The following is a 17,789-nucleotide window of genomic DNA, read 5'->3' on the forward strand; positions in this document are numbered from 1 at the left end:
TATAGGTATACTAATAAGGGTTTAGAGTTCTATATTATTTTATAATAAACCTAATTTTTTAGCCTCTTTGACCGCCTCTGTCCTGTTTTTAACTGAGAGTTTACTATAGATGTTGCTGGTATGCCACTTAACTGTATTCAAAGTTATAAATAGGTTTTCAGCTATCTCTTTGTTTGTCTTGCCCTCTGATATTTTTTTGAGAATTTCAATCTCTCTTTCACTTAAAATTTCAGGGTTTTTATAATCCAGCTCAGCAAATATTTTATTAATCAATTCTTCTTTATCGTCATCCAGCAGATCAACTTCTGACTTATAAGCTGCAAGTATCCTGGCTATTTCCTGGCCTTCATCTATAATTGTTCTAAAATATTCATTTTCTAAACTTATATTTAAAATATAGGCAATATTATTTATATCAATATTTTGAGATCTTCTATAGCTGAGTTTTGCATATAAGAGCCTGGACTTTAATTCTGTGCCAATCAGTCCATATTTCTGAGAGAAATCCAGTATATTATCCAGCAGTTTTTTTGCCTTATCGAAGCTATCAATTATAAGATAAGCTCTGGCCAGGGCCAGGAATTCTTCATCTCTAAAGAGCTGGATCTCATTATTCTCATTTATTCCTTTAGCCTTTAAGTACTTAATAGCTTTCTGGCAATTACCAGTATTACTCTCATCAGAAATCCATAACCTGGCTCTCCAGGCATTATTCCAGCAACTAAAAAAGGCATTCTTGACTGCATCTTCAATAAGATCTAATTCATTAAGTAATTCCTCTGCCCTGGCATAATCCTTTACTGAAAATAGATGCTTTAGGGCAAATGAATATGAATAGGATTTAATACTTGTGATGGCAGGGCTATTCTGGATCTTATCTAAATTGCTATAGACCAATTGACTGGCAGCTTCTATTTGGTTATATTCAGTTAGAATTGCCCCTTTGATCATTTCAACAAACCTGGTCAGGCTGTTATTAATAGCAGTACTATTGATTTTCTGCTGTAACAATTTATTGGAGAGCTTCTCAGTTTGATAAAGATTGCCTGTATACCAGTATGAGATTATCTCCTTTAAGTTTGCTACCTGGATAAAGAAGTTATAATCATCGGCTGGATAGCTATTTCTGACGGCATTAAATCTTTTGATAGCCTGCTCGAATTGGCCTGAGAGCATAAGTTCATTGCCAGCAACCATATTAATTAACATTTCCCAGTATGAATTTGCAGGAAGTTTTTTTAATAGATCATCAGGGGAACCCTTTATATCCAATTTTTCCCCCTTTGAATTGGCATAAACAAACCGGGTAAGATAGAAGATGCCTGTATAGATATCTGCTTCTTTTTTTGGATACTGATTTAAAATGCCCTGGTTTATCTTGTCCTGGAGATAGTCGATCTTCTTTTCAATTAGATCATGCTGGCCTGATAATAGATTGAGGATAAATAGGTTCATTAAATAGAGCTTCAAATTATTATTAATTTCTTCCTCTGGAATTCTCTCCAGCCATTCTTTTATCAGGATATGCTTTCCTTCAGTATTTAGTTCTTTAAAGTTATCAAAGAGGATCTCGCCAACCTGATCGTAGTTTTCTGCCAGTAAAGCCTGCTCTACTGCATCATCTATCAGGTTATTGGCTAAAAACCAGTCGGTAGCCTTTGAATAGGTTTCAGAAATAATTTGATGATTGTATCTTTCAAGATATTTTTTGATTGCCTCTGAAAATACTGAATGATAGCCATACCAGCTGCCCTGACTTTCATACTTACTTAAAAATAACTGTTTCTGATATACCTGATCGATTAATTCCTGACTATTTTCTCGGCCAGTTATGGCAGCAGCAAGATCATAGTTGAATTTATTTAATAAAGCTGTCTGCAGGATAAAGTCTTTTAAATCGGGGTCAATATCATCGAGAACATCTTCGATTAGATATTCAAAGATTAATTCTTTACTGGCTGGTAGTTTGTTAATGAGGCTTTCATTGAGATTGCTTGTATAGCCTCTTAAGTTTGTAATTAATTTTATTCCTGTAATCCAGCCATCTGTTAGCCTGGATATTTTATTAATACTTTCATCTGATACTGGCAGTTCATTTTCTCTAAAGAAATCAATTATCTCTGTCTCAGAAAACTTTAATTCCTGGAGGCTAAGGGCAAGGAGTTTGCCTTTGGACTGCCAGCGATTTAATGGCCAGTTTTCTGGAATGCCCCTACCGGCAATAACTAAATGGATTTTCCCAGGCAGATTATCAATTATAAAATTGATTAAATCAAGGGTATTTTCAGATTCTATTGCATTAAGCTCATCTATAAAAATAAAAAGTCGGTTATCTATTGATTCAAGCTGATTAAGAAAATAGACCAGCAAATTATCTCTGATCTGGTTATAAATACTTTTACTAAAGCCTGACCTATCTATTTCATCAATAATATCATTGATATCCGGTGCAAAATTATCTAACTGAGATTTAATAGAGCTTATTAAATACCTCATTAATGTTACTGGAGAATTATGCTCAGATGCCAGGGTCAACCAGCAAATCATATAATCTCTTTTTTCTAACTCATGATAAATATTCAGTAAAAAAGATGTCTTGCCAAAACCTGCCGGGGCAAAAATAGTTGTGCAGGAACGTAAAAAGCCGTTTGCTGATTCCAGGTCTTTAAAGAATAAATTATTTAATCTCTCCCGGTTGATCAACCTGTGAGAACTTGTTGGTGGTTTTAATCTGGTTTTTAGAATTGTATTCATTTTAATAAAGCTCCTTTTAAATGGATAATATTTTTCTGATTTCCCCTGTATAGTTATTTATTCTTGATAAATAAGTTATCTCCTTTTAATGATGCTTATATAGAAAAAAGCTAGCTAAATGTCAGCTATTAAATGGATTATCATTTAAAATTTAATATTATTTGAGGTATACTTTCAATCTGCCAGTCAGAAAAATCTTTTTAAATTATTTATTGCATAATATAATTACCGGGAATTGCAACAGGAGATTTTCTATTTCAGATTTAAGAACTTGTCAAGGCTTGAAAAAGTTAAAGAAAAATAAAATACCAGACTAGCTTCCGATATTAGTAAAAAAATAGGCGGAGCCAATCTGGCTTAAACATAATTATATTAAAATTTAGATTATAAATACTTATTAGACACCAAGATATTCAGATTTAACTTCTTTATTCTCAATAAATTCCTGGGTATTTGCTTGATAAACAATTTCTCCTTTTTCAATAATTATAACCCTGTCAGCAACTTTTTCTATAAAAACTGCCTTTTGTTCTACCCAAAGTATTGTAATCCCCTCTTCTTTCAGTAGGTTAACAGTGTCAATAACCTTTTCAGAGATTACTGGTGCTAAACCTTCTAGTGGTTCATCTAATAAAAGAAGACTCGGGTTAGTAACTAATGCTCTTCCTATTGCTAACATCTGCTGCTCTCCGCCACTTAAATCAGTTCCTTTGTTATTTTTTCTCCTTGCAATTTCAGGAAAAAGATCAAATACTTTTTCTGGTGTCCAGTCATTATTTTCACCTTTTCTATGAGTCATTGTTAAATGCTCATATACTGATAGCGAGGGAAATAATCTTCTTCCCTGAGGAACTAATCCAATACCACTTTTTGCTATATCGTATGAAGGAAATTTGCTGATATCTAGATTCTTGAAATTTATTGAGCCTTCATTATCTGGAGGATTCATATTCATAATAGATCTTAAAAGAGTTGTTTTACCCATTCCGTTTCTTCCTAAAACAATTACTGTTTCATTCTTATATAATTCAAAATTTATATCATATAAAATTTGACTTTGTCCATAAAAGGAATTTAAATTTTCAACCTGGAGAATTCTATCTGTCATTTTTATTCCCCTCCAACATAAATGCGTTGAACTTCTTCATTATTTTGTATCTCTTCTGGATCACCAATGGCAAGAATTTCTCCTTGATTCATTACTAATACTCTATCTGCTAAATCGAAAATTATATCCATATCATGATCTATAATAATTAATGTTAATTCTTTTGTAATTTTCTTTATCAATTTAGAAATAGTATTCCTTTCTTGAGCAGGTAAACCTGCTGCAGGCTCATCTAACATTAATAATTTTGAATCAGATATTAATGCCTGCCCAATCCCAAGTAATCTTCTTTTACCATGGGGAAGTTCCTTTGCTTTAACATTAAAATTATCATATAAGCCAATCTCTTTTGCAATTTCTATACTTTTTTCTATTTTCTCTTTATCTTTATTCCAGGGGATAAAGATATTATAAGTATTTTGATTTTTATTTGCAGCTAAAAACAAGTTTTCCTTTATAGTCAAATCTAAAAATAACTGACTGGTCTGAAAAGTCCTTGAAATACCTGTTAAAGATCTTTTTCTTGCAGGCAGTTTTTCAATATTATTATTTTCAAATATTATCTCTCCTGAGTCAATCGGAATATATCCTGTAATTAAATTAAACATAGTAGTTTTCCCAGCACCATTAGGCCCAATTACACCTAAATTTTCTTTGGGCTTAACTTTAAAACTAACATTATTAACAGCCTTGATTCCTCCAAAACTTTTACTTAAATTTATAGTTTGTAAAATATAATCTTCATTATCTGGCATTTTAAAGACCTCACTTTCATTTTTCAGGAAAGCCTGCCAGAAATAATTCTGACAGGCAACCCTGAAATCTGATTAAAGATTAAATCCATTAACTTATCTTAAAAACCAAATTCACTTAAGAAATCTTCAGGAAGCAATTCAAAGAATTCTTCCTGTGTATCTGGAGGGAAGGAAGCAGAATGTTCTGGTAAACTCATATAAAGTTCAGGATAGTCTTTAAAAGGACCAAATTGAGAAACATCTTCATAAGTCTCTAATACAACATTAGTCAGCCTTCCATCAACTTCTCTAACTTCTTTTATATATACGTTCTGGATTGGATTACCATATTCATCGAGTCTGAATGGACCTCTTGGAGCGTCAGGAATTTCAGTAGCTCTGACAATATTCATGAATTCTTCTCTATCTTCTATATTTCCTTCCATTTCTTCAATGGCCATTAATGCCATTCTTGCTGCAGTATAGCCATGGTCAGAAGCTGCAGAAGGAACTTTGCCGAACATTTCTTGATATCTCTCAGCCCAATCTATAAATTCAGGTCTATCTATCCCTTCAGCAAAATGCATTGAAGACTGAATACCAATTGCTATATCACCAATCTCGGGTAATACAGTTGGTTCTACAGTATTAGCAGAAGCTAGTAAAGGTAGATCTTCATCCATTCCAAAATCAAACCACTGAGATACAAATCTAATTGCATCGTCTCCACCTGTTATAACTAAAGCTGCATCTACATCAAGGGGCATAGTTGCAAAAATTGAACTATAATCATCTGTTCCAATTGGATGCCAAATTCTCTCTACTCGTTCTCCACCAGCCAAATAAAAACCTTTCATAAATCCACCAGCCTGATTATAAGGGAATGCATAATCCTGGCCAATAATAACTACGCTGTTATATCCTAAATCTTCAACAACATAAGCTCCAAAATCAAACATTACCTGGGCACCAGTCCAACCTGCTCTGGCTACATTAGGCTGTGCACGCCTCATTGTAACATCCTCTGGGGCTGAATAGGTTACTATAATAGGAATATCTGTATCAGATGCCCAGTCAATCATAGCCATACCTTCTCCACCAAGAACTGGACCTAATATTATATCAACTTCATCTCTAATTTCTAATGCATCTAATCCACTTAATAGTTGACTTGTATTTCCTCCGGTATCCTCAGTAAACAATTCAATTTCACGGCCTGCTATTTCATAATCAACTTCTTCCAGAGCCATTCTAATTCCTTCAATTGTATCTGAGCCTAAACCAGCAAATGTTCCTGTTATTGGAGCTATTCCACCAATTTTAATAGGTTCATTAGCCTCTGCCATCATTGAGAATGAAAAGACCAGAGCAACTGCTAATACTATTACAGTTAATTTTTTTATCATTTTTCTTCCCCCTTGTAATTTTTTAAAAAGTCAAAAACAAAATGATTCAGAACAGTGTATTTTATTTTTTTCCATAATCACCTCCTTAATTCTTGTATTTTTCCCCAGATTCCTTCAGGCATAAATAATATTACCAAAATAAATACTGTACCTATAATCATCATATATCTATCAGTAAATCTACTAAGCTGAACTTCCATCAAAATAACAGCAGTTACACCAATTAATGGCCCTATTAATGAATTGATACCACCTAAAATTGCTGCAACTAGAATCCAGACTGCTTGATTGATTCCTACAGTTACAGGACTAATAATTCCATTATAATAAACAAAGAATAAAGCTGATAAACCAGCAATAAAACCTGATATTACAAAAGAGATATATCTGATTAAACTGGTATTATAACCTAGGGACTGAATTTTATCTGGATTATTACTTACTGCTTTTAAAGCTAAACCAAACTTTGACAAACTAATCATTCTCAAGAAAAGAAAGATTAGAACAAAAGAGATTAACAATAGATAATAAAAATTCACTCGATTTGTTAGGGAAAACCCGAATAGATCTGGTGGTCTTATTCCAATAATTCCGTCATCACCATGAGTTAAGGAACTCCACTGTAATGCAACTGCCCAGGCCATCTGACCTAAAGCAAGTGATATCATAATGAAATATACACCTGTAGTTCTTATTGTTATTAAACCTATCAATAAAGCACCAACCAATGCTGCTCCCATTGCAGCTAAAATAGCTGTCCAATGAGAAAAACCATGGCTAATTAGCAAGATTGCTAAAGTATAACCTGACAAACCAAAAAATAGAGTCTGTCCTAATGATACCATCCCACCTTTTCCAGCAAGAAAGCTTAAACTATAAGTTAGAATTGTCATGTAAAGTACTCTAATTAATACAGTTAAAAGAAATGGGGTTAGTATATAGGGAGCAAATAATGCTAAAATAACTATAGCTATAAAACTAAAACTATTAAAATTATTTTTAATTTTATTTATCATGTAATTTTCCTCCCTAGCAGCCCACCTGGTTTTAAAGCTAAAATAATTACCATTGGTGCAAAGGTCAATGAGAATGAAAGCTGAGGAAAATAAGCTCCACTAAAGCTCAAAATTAGACCTGTTATAAGTGCTCCAATAGCTGCTCCACCAACACTTCCCATACCACCAATTATTACAACTACAAGAGCTAGAACAAGATAGCGGACATCGGTTCCTATTTGTAACGAAAGATAGGTTCCACCTACAACTCCAGCAGCACCTGCTAAAAATGCTGAAAGCAAAAATACCAGTGTAAACAGCTTTCTAATATTAATACCAAGTGCAGCTACCATCTCTCTATCATCTACACCGGCTCTGATCATTGCGCCTAACTGAGTTTTAAATAATATAAACCAGAGTATAGTCCCTACGGCAATGCTAAGAAATAGAATAAACACTCTAAAACCTGGATATCTTACACCAAAAATATTAAGGCGAGGATTTAAGAATTCTGGAGTCTGAATACTTAAAGGTCTCCCTCCCCAAATAAAGAGCACTATATCAGCAATAACCGTTGATATACCAATAGTTAATAGGGTTTCTGAAAGCATATTGCCTCTTATTTTTTCAAGCAAGATACGCTCCATAAAAAATCCTATAATAGCTATTCCAAGGCCGCCTGCAATTACAGCAAGCCACCAGATAGATGTAGCTCTAAAAACTGAATAACCTATGAATCCTCCTAAGAGATAAAATGCACCATGTGCAAGATTAACAACCTGCATTAAACCAAAAGCAAGTGTTAAACCACTTGCTATTAAAAAAAGTAGGCCAGCCTGTGTTAATCCATTTAATATTGTTAATGTCACCTGAGGACTAAACATTAGTAGTCACCTCTTAAATTATAACTAACTTTATTTATTATACTGAATATTTTTATGATAATGGTATTCTTTTAAACTTCTCTGTCTGCTCTCTAATAGCTTTTTCTGTCGGAAGTCTTTCAATACTTGAAGCTCCGAAGAAACCAACAACTCCTTTAGTATTTTTAATAATATACTCTGCATCTTCTGGTTCTGCAATTGGCCCACCATGACACAACACCAATATATCTGGATTAACTTCTTTAGCAGCATCATGCATGGCCTGAACTCTTTTGGCAGCTTCTTCTAGTGTCATTGCTGTTTCAGCGCCAATCGAGCCTTTAGTTGTTAAGCCCATATGAGGAACTAAAATATCTGCTCCGGCTTCAGCCATTTTAACTGCTACTTCTTCATCAAAAGCATAGGGACAGGTTAAAAGACCTTTTTCATTAGCAATTCTAATCATTTCAACCTCGGCATCAATACCCATATTGGTTTCTTCTAGATTTGAACGAAAATCTCCATCAAACAGCCCCACAGTAGGGAAATTCTGAATTCCAGCAAAACCTTTTGCTTTTACTTCATCTAAAAAATATTCCATTCTTCTAAATGGATCAGTACCGCATACTCCAGCCAGTACAGGAGTTTTTTCAACTACTGGAAGAACTTCATCTGCCATTTCCATTAATATTTCATTAGCATCTCCAAATGGAAGTAATCCAGCTAAAGAACCTCTACCTGCCATTCTAAATCTACCTGAATTATAGATAATTATTAAGTCAATATTACCTCTTTCAGCAAATTTTGCTGATATCCCTGTTCCAGCTCCACCACCTATTATAATTTCATTTTTACTAATCTTATCACGAAAGTCCTTTAATATAGCTTCTTTATTTAACTTTACCACTGTTAACAGCCTCCTTAATTATTTTGAATTAGTTTATGCAAGCTTTCTGCTATCTTAACTGCAAATTCTTCATCATTTAAATTATTATCAAGCTTATGAAGTTTTATACCATCTTTTAAGTTTTTTTCAATTTCATTAAAAAGTAATTCATCTTCATCAGGTCCATAAAAAGGCTGACCTTTAGCATCAATCATTGAAACTCCACCTAATGGTAAAAATACTTCTGTTTTGCCTGGTTGACTCTTATTAATTTTCTCTGCAATTATTTTGCCTAATTTACGATTTTCTTCTTTATTTGTTCTCATTAAAGTGACATTTTCATTATGCTTATATAAGTTGCGATTAGAAAACTTATCTGGAACAGTATCAAATGGGCCAAAATTGACCATATCTAAAGCTCCTGTTGAAATCACCTGTGGAATACCTTTTTCTGCTGCAGCTTCAAGTCTATTTTCACCTGCTGATAAAACTCCTCCAACTAACTGATCAGCTAATTCTGTAGTTGTTACATCTAATACACCAACAAGATGGCCTTCTTTAACTAATTCTTCCATTGTTCTACCGCCTGTGCCTGTTGCATGAAAGACAAGAACTTCATAACCTTTGTCTTCCAAATATTCTTTAGCTTTCTCTATACATGGTGTTGTGACTCCAAACATACTGGCTGCAATTAAAGGTTTATCGCTTTTAATATTTTTGACCAATTCATTATTTTTAACCATACTGGCAACTGAGAGTGCGGCATTGGTTAATACAGTTTTTAATATTTTATTTAAGCCTGCAACATCAACAACTGAATTTAACATTAGTATATCCTTTGTGCCAACAAATGGAGATGTATCACCTGAAGCAAGAGTTGAAACCATAACTTTTGGAACTCCATAAGGTAGAGATCTCATTGCAGCAGTACCTATTGTTGTTCCTGCTGAGCCTCCTAAGGAGATAAGTCCATCAATCTTTTTGTCATTGAAAAGTTTACTGACAGTTTTATTAACACCTTTACCCATTACTGATACTGCATGCCCTCTATCATCTTTTTCAATTAAACTTTTTAATGATTCACCACCAGCATCTGCTACTTCTTCTCTAGAAATATCAGCTTTAATTTTTGGCTCATTCTTAACTCCTGAATCAATAATTAATGTTTCTAAACCTTGATTCCTAATTATATCCCTAACAAATTCACATTCTTTGCCTTTAGTATCCAGCGTCCCAATAATACCAACAACTTTTTTTTCAGACATATTCACCCTCCTTAATATTTAATTTTTACACTTTAATAAATATGCATAATTCATGCCAACAATAAAATATTAGTGAATTAAATACTAAAACCCCTGGTATTATAATCAATAGCAGGGGCAATATTATGAATTGAAAGAAAAATCTCAAAATAAAGGTGGGTAATCATTACTCATTAATCATTGTTTAAACGAGTAATGATTACTCGTTTTCACTAATATTATATTTATCTATCTTATTTCTCAATGTTTTTCTAGTAATATTTAATTCTTCTGCACTTCTAGAGATATTAAAATCATTATCTTCAAGTGTCTCTTTAATAATTTTTTGTTCAAGAATATTTAATTTACCCTTTAAGTCACCATTATCATCTGAAAATTCTTCATCTATTTTATATGTGTTACTTCTCAAATGAGCTGGTAATGTTTCACTGGTTAAAAAATTTACGTTTTCATCATTTAATACATATGCTCTTTCAATAACATTTTTTAGTTCTCGTATATTACCTGGCCAATCATATTGAATAATGGAATCAAAAAAAGACTGGGTTACATCTTTAATAACTTCTCCATACTTATCATTATTTTCTTTTAAGAACTCAGAAATTAATAGAGGAATGTCTTCTTTCCTATCTCTTAATGGAGGTAATTCTATATGAACTACGTTTAAACGATAAAATAGATCTTCTCTAAATTTATTTTTATCAACAAGTTTTCTTAAATCTTTATTTGTGGCTGCAATTACTCTTAGATCGACATCAAAAGTATCTTCAGCTCCAACTTTTTGAACTTTACTTTCTTCTATAGCTCTCAAAATTTTAGCCTGTAACCCTTTTGGCATATCAGCTATTTCATCTAAAAACAGGGTGCCTCCATCTGCAATTTCAAATTTACCCTTTTTATCTTTATGAGCACCGGTATAAGAGCCTTTTTCATGGCCAAAAAGTTCACTTTCTAATAAATTATATGGGATCGAAGCAGTATTGATTGGCACAAAAGGAGCGTCACTAAATTCTCCATAATAATGGATAGCTCTAGCTACAAGTTCTTTTCCAGTTCCACTTTCACCGGTTATTAAAACATTAACTTTTTTATCAGCTATCTGATCAATAATACTATAAACTCTTTGCATTGACTTACTCTTTCCGACTAGTTGACCAAAAGATTTCTTTTTCCGAAGTTCCTGTCTTAATCTTTGGCTATTACTTTTTTTAACAGAAGTAAACATCTTATATTGTTGAGTAGTTTTTAATATTTCTTTCTCTAAAGGTATTCTTTCGAAAACAGATCCTCCAATATAACCAAGAATATTAGTTTTTTTAAATAAATAATTTGCTGCTTCTGGAGAGTTAATAGGACCACCATAAACCATTACAATTGTATCAGAATCTATTCTTCTAAGAGAATTATAAATATTATTGGTTTTATTTACAGCTTGATCCAGAGTGAAATCCTTATCCGGTGCCTGTTCCCCGCCCTTTGTCCAGCCAAAATTTATACAGATTATGTCTGCATTAACCTGAGCCATCTGAATTGCCTGTTGCTCATCAAACACAAAAGCTACTGTGAAAAGATCTCTTCGAACAGCCTCAGCAATAATCTCTACCTCACACTTATATGATAATTTATTTTCTTCTAAATGATTTTTTAAAATCCCATTAATTATACCTACTGATGGATAATTTGTTACGCCAGAGAAACCAGCTTTTTCAATTTGATCTAAATAATTGAATCTATCAATAGTTGTATCAGTACCGCACATACCAAAAATAACTGGAGTATTTTTAATTGCAGGTAAAATTCTATTTTTACCTACATTCATTACCAATTTATTTGCATTATAATAAGGAAGTAAAGCAGCAGTTGAGGAAACACCTGCCATTCTAAAGATCCCAGCATTTAAAACCATTAAAAAATCTGCTCCACCTTTTTCAGCATAACGGGCACTTATACCTGAACCAACTGCTACTCCTAATAGTGGTTCGTCTCTGGAGATTATATTTTTCATGTTTTGTAGTATAGTTTTTCTATCTTGCATTTTCCTGTTCCCTCCCCTCTAAACACAATTTAACTTATTAGATAATTCAACATTATAAGTTAAAAACCTCTTTTCATTCAAAATAAGACCCGCTGGTTCCAGGTTACATCTAAATTTCATCATATAGGCTAAGATAATCTATAACCATAAAAGGAATATCATTAATTATGCGGTGCTCGGTTACTTCAATATAATCTTTTTCCTCTTCAAATTAAAATTATTTTGTTTTAATCATTTTACAAAATTCCATGACCTCCTGGTCTACTTCATCTGGGTATTCATACCCCAGCTCATTGCCAACCTCCTTAGCCAACCTTCTAAATAGATCGGTCATTTTAAAAAATGTTTTCCAGTTAGCTTCTATATCAGCCCCTGTATAAGTTTCTTCTAAGTCAGCCCAGGTATCTGGTTTAAGATAATCCTTGAAATTTTTACCTAATGCTCCTGTTTCTACTGACCAGTCATTTTCCATCCCGATATACCAGTCTATAATTTTATGTAAATATGAATATCTAAGAATATTATCCAGCATATACTTGGCATAGGTTATCTCTTCTCTCCAGAGATATTTAGGAACATAATATGCATTCCACCAGAACTCATTTACCAGGTTTTCAAATTCTTCTCTGCCAGGTTTATTGATAATATACTCTGAATAGGTCGGCTCTGCTAATTGGCTCGCCACTTGATCTTTATCTATTAAAACTTTATAACCGTTATCATAGGCATCTGGTTCTATCTGCTGCTGATCGGTAATCTGAAAATCTATTCTGACACCATCTTTAAATAAAATAAGCCTGGTAATCCAGTTGCCTGGCTTAAAGCCTGTTGAACGAGGCTTATAAGGCCAGCGAACAATAATAGGACCAAATGGCTCAAGCCAGCTGTCATCTTTCTTGAAGATTCTTAAATCAGTAACATAGAGCTCGATATCATAATCAGATAGGAAATCAATCTCTCCAGCTGGTCTTGCCCGGGAACTGGTTAAGATTGCAGTTCTAATCAAGTCTTTTGCTTTAGCCCATTTATTAAATTCTGATAAGACTTCTTTTTCAGTTCTCATAAAAACCTCTTTTCCAGTAAAATTTCCCCCTGCAAAAATTGAGTTATTGCCTGGCCCAGCTTCTGCATTGTTCTATTCTTAAACCATTATCTCCCTGTTCTTCATCATAGGAAAATTGTTTAAGCAAATCACAGGGAAAAGTCTCGCATTCTCCGCAGTGACTTAACTTCTTTTCCTCACAACATGATTTAACCGGACAGATATCACCCCAGAACGGTTTAGCAATATTTACACAGCTATCACAATTTACTTCATCACGATAATTACATTCACTACAGAGAATTCCACATCTAGATTCAATTATTTTTTCCACTATCTATTCTCCTCTCTGATTCAAATGTTTTCTCAAAATCATACCATGGGACCTGAGCATGCCAAATTTTTCATAATAAGGCTGCAGCTCCTGATCACAGGTTAAATCAATACAACCCAGGTGAGCTAATTGCCCAAGCATTTTATTAATTAGTTCCTTGCCTATCCCACTTTTCTGGTATTCTGGCAAGACTTCCAGCATTGGGATAAAGGCAAAGTTTATTTCATCAGAGAGAGCATTGATAAAACCGACAACCTTCTGCTTTTCTGTGTCAAAGGCTAAAACAATATATTCGCTATTCTGTAATGCTTTTAGATGTTCTGCTGGTGTTAGAGGCTCAGCCCAGCCAACAAAGAATCCCCCTAACTGCTCAGCTGTAATTCCGTCCAGAGAAGTTAAATATTTAATCATCTGATCCATTCCTCTCAAGAATTAGTTTTGATATCTATTAAATTAAATACTTTTGAAGTCAGGGTAATTGGTTAATTGACTACGAAATTTAGCTTTCATATTTTCCAGGAATTGATTATCAAACCTCTCATCTTCTGCAGCTACCTGATAAGAGAGCATCGTAACCAATCTATAAAACTTATAAAAGTTTTTATGCTCAAAATAATAATCATCTATCTCTTTAATGCTATTATACCCTTTATAATATTCTTCAATCCCATAGTTAAATCCTTCTAATTCAAGGAATAAGTCGAAAGAAGCTAGATCATCCATATAAGGTGCAGAACAGGCCCATTCCATATCTATTATACTAACAACATCATCGTCATTTACTAAAATATTGTTAGGGCTGTAATCGCTATGGCAGAAAACATAGGGAGGTCTCTTAAAATAATAATCAACATCTACTTGCTTTAATAAAGAATATTCTTTTTCTGTAATCTCCTCATGATCATATAACTTTTCAAGAAATTTATTGTACTCGACCTTTGAGAAGATATCATATTCTTTTACTTTTAAATCAGAGGTGAAAATGCCTTTTTCTTCAAACTCTATTTGATGTAATTTAGCCAGTAACTGGCCGGCCTGATATAATACCCTGTCATTCTTTTTACCATCAGTTAAATAGTCTTTTAAACTCTGCCCCTCAATAACCTCCCTTACCAGATAGTCTCCGTATTCGGATTCGCCATAAGCTAAAACCTCAGGAACAGTAATATCCAGCCTGTCATTTACAAACTGATAAACCTTTCTTTCTATTGTCAATCTTTCTTTCTCCTCCGCTGGCACAAACTTAACCAGATAAGGTGATTTATTATCAACAGTGAGAAATACCCAGTTGTTATTCTGGAGACCTTCAACCTCTCTTTTTTCAGCCAGATTTTCCTCTAAAATTTCTTCAGCTCTTGTTTTTAAATTCTGATAGGTTTTGGCTGAAATTTTTTTATTGGACATGGTTTCACCTCTTGAAATTAAAGTAAAATATTATAATGCTGATTTATTTAATTCAAACTGGATTCCGTTGTCGCCTTCATATGGATCTGTATGCTTAACTTCTCCTGTTAAGATTTCGCCTGGAATTCCATCTGGAAAGGCTCTGCAGGACTGACCATCTTCATTTACATGAAAACATTTATAGCAGATAGAATTAGAAAACCTTATTGCTCCCATGCCATTTTCAGAGAACCTGGCTGCCCTTATCTCTTTTAAAGTATCGCTAGCTATATTAGTTGCATCTACAAGGTTATACCATTGTTCCGGAGATAGTGGATATCTCTTTGAAAAATTATATGAATCTAGATATATGACAATCCCTTCTTTTTCATACTGTATTATTAATGTTACACCATCACCTATTTTCTTTTATGCCAGGATTTGCATTAGATTAATGGCCTCCTTAAATTGTTTAATTTATCACTGTCTATCTTTATATACTTTAATTTAATCAATTTCGTTCAATTCATTGCCAGCATTCCTCTTAAAAAACTCTATAACATCATCATAAATTTCAGGTGTCATTTCATGCTCAACGCCTTCATATAATCTAAATTGTGCTGGTATATTATTTATATTATAAATATCTTCAACCTTATTCATTCTATCAATCATAATTTGTAAGCCTTCTTCAGTCCAAGCTAATTCATCATCATAAAGTGTCTTAGTTTCTACAGCTTTTTCATATTTATCTCTTTCTCTTTCATCTATTGTATTATCGCCTGAAAGAGCATCTCCTCCATCTGCTTTGCCACGAAAAATGAATTGTGGAATATCTTTATATGCTTCCATATCAAACTCTTTATCAGTTAATTCTAATAAATCATAAACACCTACCGGGAAATATAGATCAACATCATTCCTTTCATATTCAGGAAGTGTTATTACAGCTATACCACCTGATACTGATGCCTGAACCCTCTCTGGATGTAATTTACTAAATCTATTTGTGAAATGACCTAAGGCAGAATAACCCCAGGTAAAAACCTTATCATCCAAATAAATATCTTTATCAGCTAATCTATCAAGAGCATCATCTAACATATATACAATCTGCTGATCTAATCTATGATATTTCTCATCAACACCTTCATTTAAATGAAGACTTAATGTATTTCTATCAAGTCGAGTTGTAAAATGATGACTTGCTGGCTCGGTTGCTCCATCAATGTTATCTGGCCTTGGAATAGCAGGTACTATAATTGGGATTCCTAATTCTTCACCAACTTGACTTCTTTGAGCCATATTCTTCGCTGAGCTATTATATTCTTCAGGGTCATTACTAACATCAGGATAATTATTTCTTAAGAGAATATGGTTAGTGTAATCTGAGTTATCATCAGGATCAAATGATTCTGGTATATAAACATAGTAATTCCAATTAAAGCCTTTAGAAGGATCACTTTCTACTTCAATGAGTTGACTTTCAGATTCTATTACTCCATATACAACATCTTCACTTTCTGCAATTATATTTATTATAAAATCATCAAAATTAGAGCCCTCTTTGTTTCTAGCTTGACTTAATAAATCATTACCCTTTTCATCATCTAATATTATAGCTGCCTTTAGAGTTCTTTCTTTACCTTTTATAAACATATATACTTTTTCATTATTTTCTCTAAATTCACCTGCTTGTACAAATATATCACTAGAAGCTCCAGTTCTCCCATACTGATAATTATCAATAACCCTCTTAATTTCCTGCTCATCTTCATATTCAACAAACTCCAGGTTTATAATAAAAGGTGGACCATCATCTCTATCGCTCTCTTTTTTTATCCATGTTCCTTCTGCATCATTATGCTTAGTTTCAATAATAGGGCCACTATCAATTATTTTATCTGTTTCATCTATTATGTTTCCAATATCTCCGCTTGTATCACACGCTCCTAAAGTAATTAAAATACTTACTAAAAAGATAACAAACAAAACTGACTTACTAATTTTAATAATGAATCCCCCCTTTAAATATTTAATCTTTCTTAAATCTGGTGGCTATGAATGCAATAATTATAAATATGAGTAACCATTCAATCATAATTTATCGCCTCCTGATATAATTAATTTAAGGCTAATTAACAATTTACCCATATTTAATTCTAGCTTTTCCAAATCATCTTTTAAAATAAGTTTCTATTAGAGTATTTAAAATAAGAAAAAACATTAGATGTTAAAATATCTTCCTCCTGTGAATTTCAGATGGTAATTTACCATTTAATTCAGCCTGATACATAATACCTATAATTTTATTAAAACAACCTATCAACAACTTCCTTAAATTCATTATACATCTCCATACCATCTAACTCATCCAGGCTTTCAACTAAAGATTCATAATACCATTTCTGTTCTTTCTTTACTTCATTAAACCTATCCCAGAACTTTTCAGGATCTTCAGTTTCCAGGTCTCTTAGCATACTTCTGGCATTACTTAACTTATCAGCACAGGCAATAGCCTTAACTTTAAAATCAGCTTCTTCTTTTAAAAACCCTATAGTATGTTCTTTCCTTTCTTCCCATTCAGTTCCTTCTCTATCTTCTAATTCCTCAGATGCTCCTAATACCAATCTTAATATCTCTACCCCAAATTCTGCCCTGAGTTCATCTGTAGTGACACCAGTATCCTCTAAAATATCATGAAGTATTCCGGCAGCTATAATTTCCTCTTCAAGTGAACTCTCTTTTAAGATCATTGCAACTTCAACTGGATGGACAATATAAGGGGTTTTGGTTCCTTTTCTGACTTCTTTTTTATGATAAAAAGCTGCATATTCTAAAGCCTTAATAACTAATTTACTATAACCCATTGTATCCTTCCTTTCATGGAAAATGGATTGCTTTTAATCAAGATAAATAATTCGACCCAGCTTATTCAAATGTGGAATTTTAGCACCTATAAATACCTCTCATGAAATAAAATA

16 protein-coding genes are annotated in these 17,789 nt (G+C 33.1%); all 16 read right to left on the minus strand.

The window, feature by feature from the left end:
- Nucleotides 1–39 precede the first annotated feature (39 nt).
- The 16 genes from I0Q91_RS03225 to I0Q91_RS03300 all read right to left on the minus strand — a co-directional run bounded on the left by I0Q91_RS03225 (nt 40) and on the right by I0Q91_RS03300 (nt 17,675).
- Entirely contained in the window at nt 40–2,754 is a 2,715-nt protein-coding gene (locus I0Q91_RS03225; RefSeq protein WP_270452835.1) for a winged helix-turn-helix domain-containing protein, read from the minus strand.
- Between the two features lie 397 nt (nt 2,755–3,151).
- On the minus strand, nt 3,152–3,862 hold the full coding sequence (locus I0Q91_RS03230; RefSeq protein WP_270452836.1) for an ABC transporter ATP-binding protein: 711 nt from the start codon (nt 3,860–3,862) through the stop codon (nt 3,152–3,154).
- Nucleotides 3,863–3,864: 2 nt separating this feature from the next.
- Nucleotides 3,865–4,617 carry an ABC transporter ATP-binding protein gene (locus I0Q91_RS03235; protein WP_270452837.1) on the minus strand — a complete coding sequence of 251 codons (753 nt, stop codon included), beginning with the start codon at nt 4,615–4,617 and terminating at the stop codon, nt 3,865–3,867.
- 98 nt (nt 4,618–4,715) lie between these two features.
- Nucleotides 4,716–6,002, minus strand: a complete 1,287-nt coding sequence (locus I0Q91_RS03240; protein WP_270452838.1) for an ABC transporter substrate-binding protein — start codon at nt 6,000–6,002, stop codon at nt 4,716–4,718.
- Between the two features lie 77 nt (nt 6,003–6,079).
- Nucleotides 6,080–7,018, minus strand: coding sequence for a branched-chain amino acid ABC transporter permease (locus I0Q91_RS03245; protein ID WP_270452839.1), 939 nt, complete (start codon nt 7,016–7,018; stop codon nt 6,080–6,082).
- A complete protein-coding gene (locus I0Q91_RS03250) occupies nt 7,015–7,881 on the minus strand; it encodes a branched-chain amino acid ABC transporter permease (protein ID WP_270452840.1) in 867 nt (288 codons plus the stop codon). The genes I0Q91_RS03245 and I0Q91_RS03250 overlap by 4 nt, the downstream gene beginning before the upstream one ends.
- Nucleotides 7,882–7,933: 52 nt before the next feature.
- Nucleotides 7,934–8,743: a phosphoenolpyruvate hydrolase family protein gene (locus I0Q91_RS03255; protein ID WP_427854494.1), complete on the minus strand. Its 810-nt coding sequence runs from the start codon at nt 8,741–8,743 to the stop codon at nt 7,934–7,936.
- A 38-nt stretch (nt 8,744–8,781) separates the two neighbouring features.
- Entirely contained in the window at nt 8,782–10,011 is a 1,230-nt protein-coding gene (locus I0Q91_RS03260; RefSeq protein WP_270452842.1) for a Tm-1-like ATP-binding domain-containing protein, read from the minus strand.
- A gap of 199 nt (nt 10,012–10,210) precedes the next feature.
- Nucleotides 10,211–12,046, minus strand: coding sequence for a phosphoenolpyruvate hydrolase family protein (locus I0Q91_RS03265; protein ID WP_270452843.1), 1,836 nt, complete (start codon nt 12,044–12,046; stop codon nt 10,211–10,213).
- A 217-nt stretch (nt 12,047–12,263) separates the two neighbouring features.
- Complete coding sequence (locus I0Q91_RS03270; protein ID WP_270452844.1) at nt 12,264–13,109, minus strand: aminoglycoside 6-adenylyltransferase; 846 nt, start codon at nt 13,107–13,109, stop codon at nt 12,264–12,266.
- A gap of 43 nt (nt 13,110–13,152) precedes the next feature.
- On the minus strand, nt 13,153–13,413 hold the full coding sequence (locus I0Q91_RS03275) for a DUF3795 domain-containing protein (protein ID WP_345790941.1): 261 nt from the start codon (nt 13,411–13,413) through the stop codon (nt 13,153–13,155).
- 12 nt (nt 13,414–13,425) lie between these two features.
- Nucleotides 13,426–13,842 carry a GNAT family N-acetyltransferase gene (locus I0Q91_RS03280; protein ID WP_270452847.1) on the minus strand — a complete coding sequence of 139 codons (417 nt, stop codon included), beginning with the start codon at nt 13,840–13,842 and terminating at the stop codon, nt 13,426–13,428.
- 33 nt (nt 13,843–13,875) lie between these two features.
- The gene (locus tag I0Q91_RS03285) at nt 13,876–14,826 is read right to left on the minus strand and encodes an aminoglycoside phosphotransferase family protein (RefSeq protein ID WP_270452848.1); all 951 of its coding nucleotides are present in this window, start codon (nt 14,824–14,826) and stop codon (nt 13,876–13,878) included.
- 30 nt (nt 14,827–14,856) lie between these two features.
- A complete protein-coding gene (locus I0Q91_RS03290) occupies nt 14,857–15,042 on the minus strand; it encodes a hypothetical protein (RefSeq protein WP_270452849.1) in 186 nt (61 codons plus the stop codon).
- A 270-nt stretch (nt 15,043–15,312) separates the two neighbouring features.
- Nucleotides 15,313–16,797 (minus strand): alpha/beta hydrolase family protein, encoded by a 1,485-nt coding sequence (locus tag I0Q91_RS03295; RefSeq protein ID WP_270452850.1) that lies wholly within the window; start codon nt 16,795–16,797, stop codon nt 15,313–15,315.
- A gap of 320 nt (nt 16,798–17,117) precedes the next feature.
- A complete protein-coding gene (locus I0Q91_RS03300; RefSeq protein ID WP_270452851.1) occupies nt 17,118–17,675 on the minus strand; it encodes an HD domain-containing protein in 558 nt (185 codons plus the stop codon).
- Nucleotides 17,676–17,789: the final 114 nt, after the last annotated feature.

The sequence above is a fragment of the Halonatronomonas betaini genome, from assembly GCF_015666175.1.
GTDB lineage: Bacteria > Bacillota > Halanaerobiia > Halanaerobiales > Halarsenatibacteraceae > Halonatronomonas > Halonatronomonas betaini.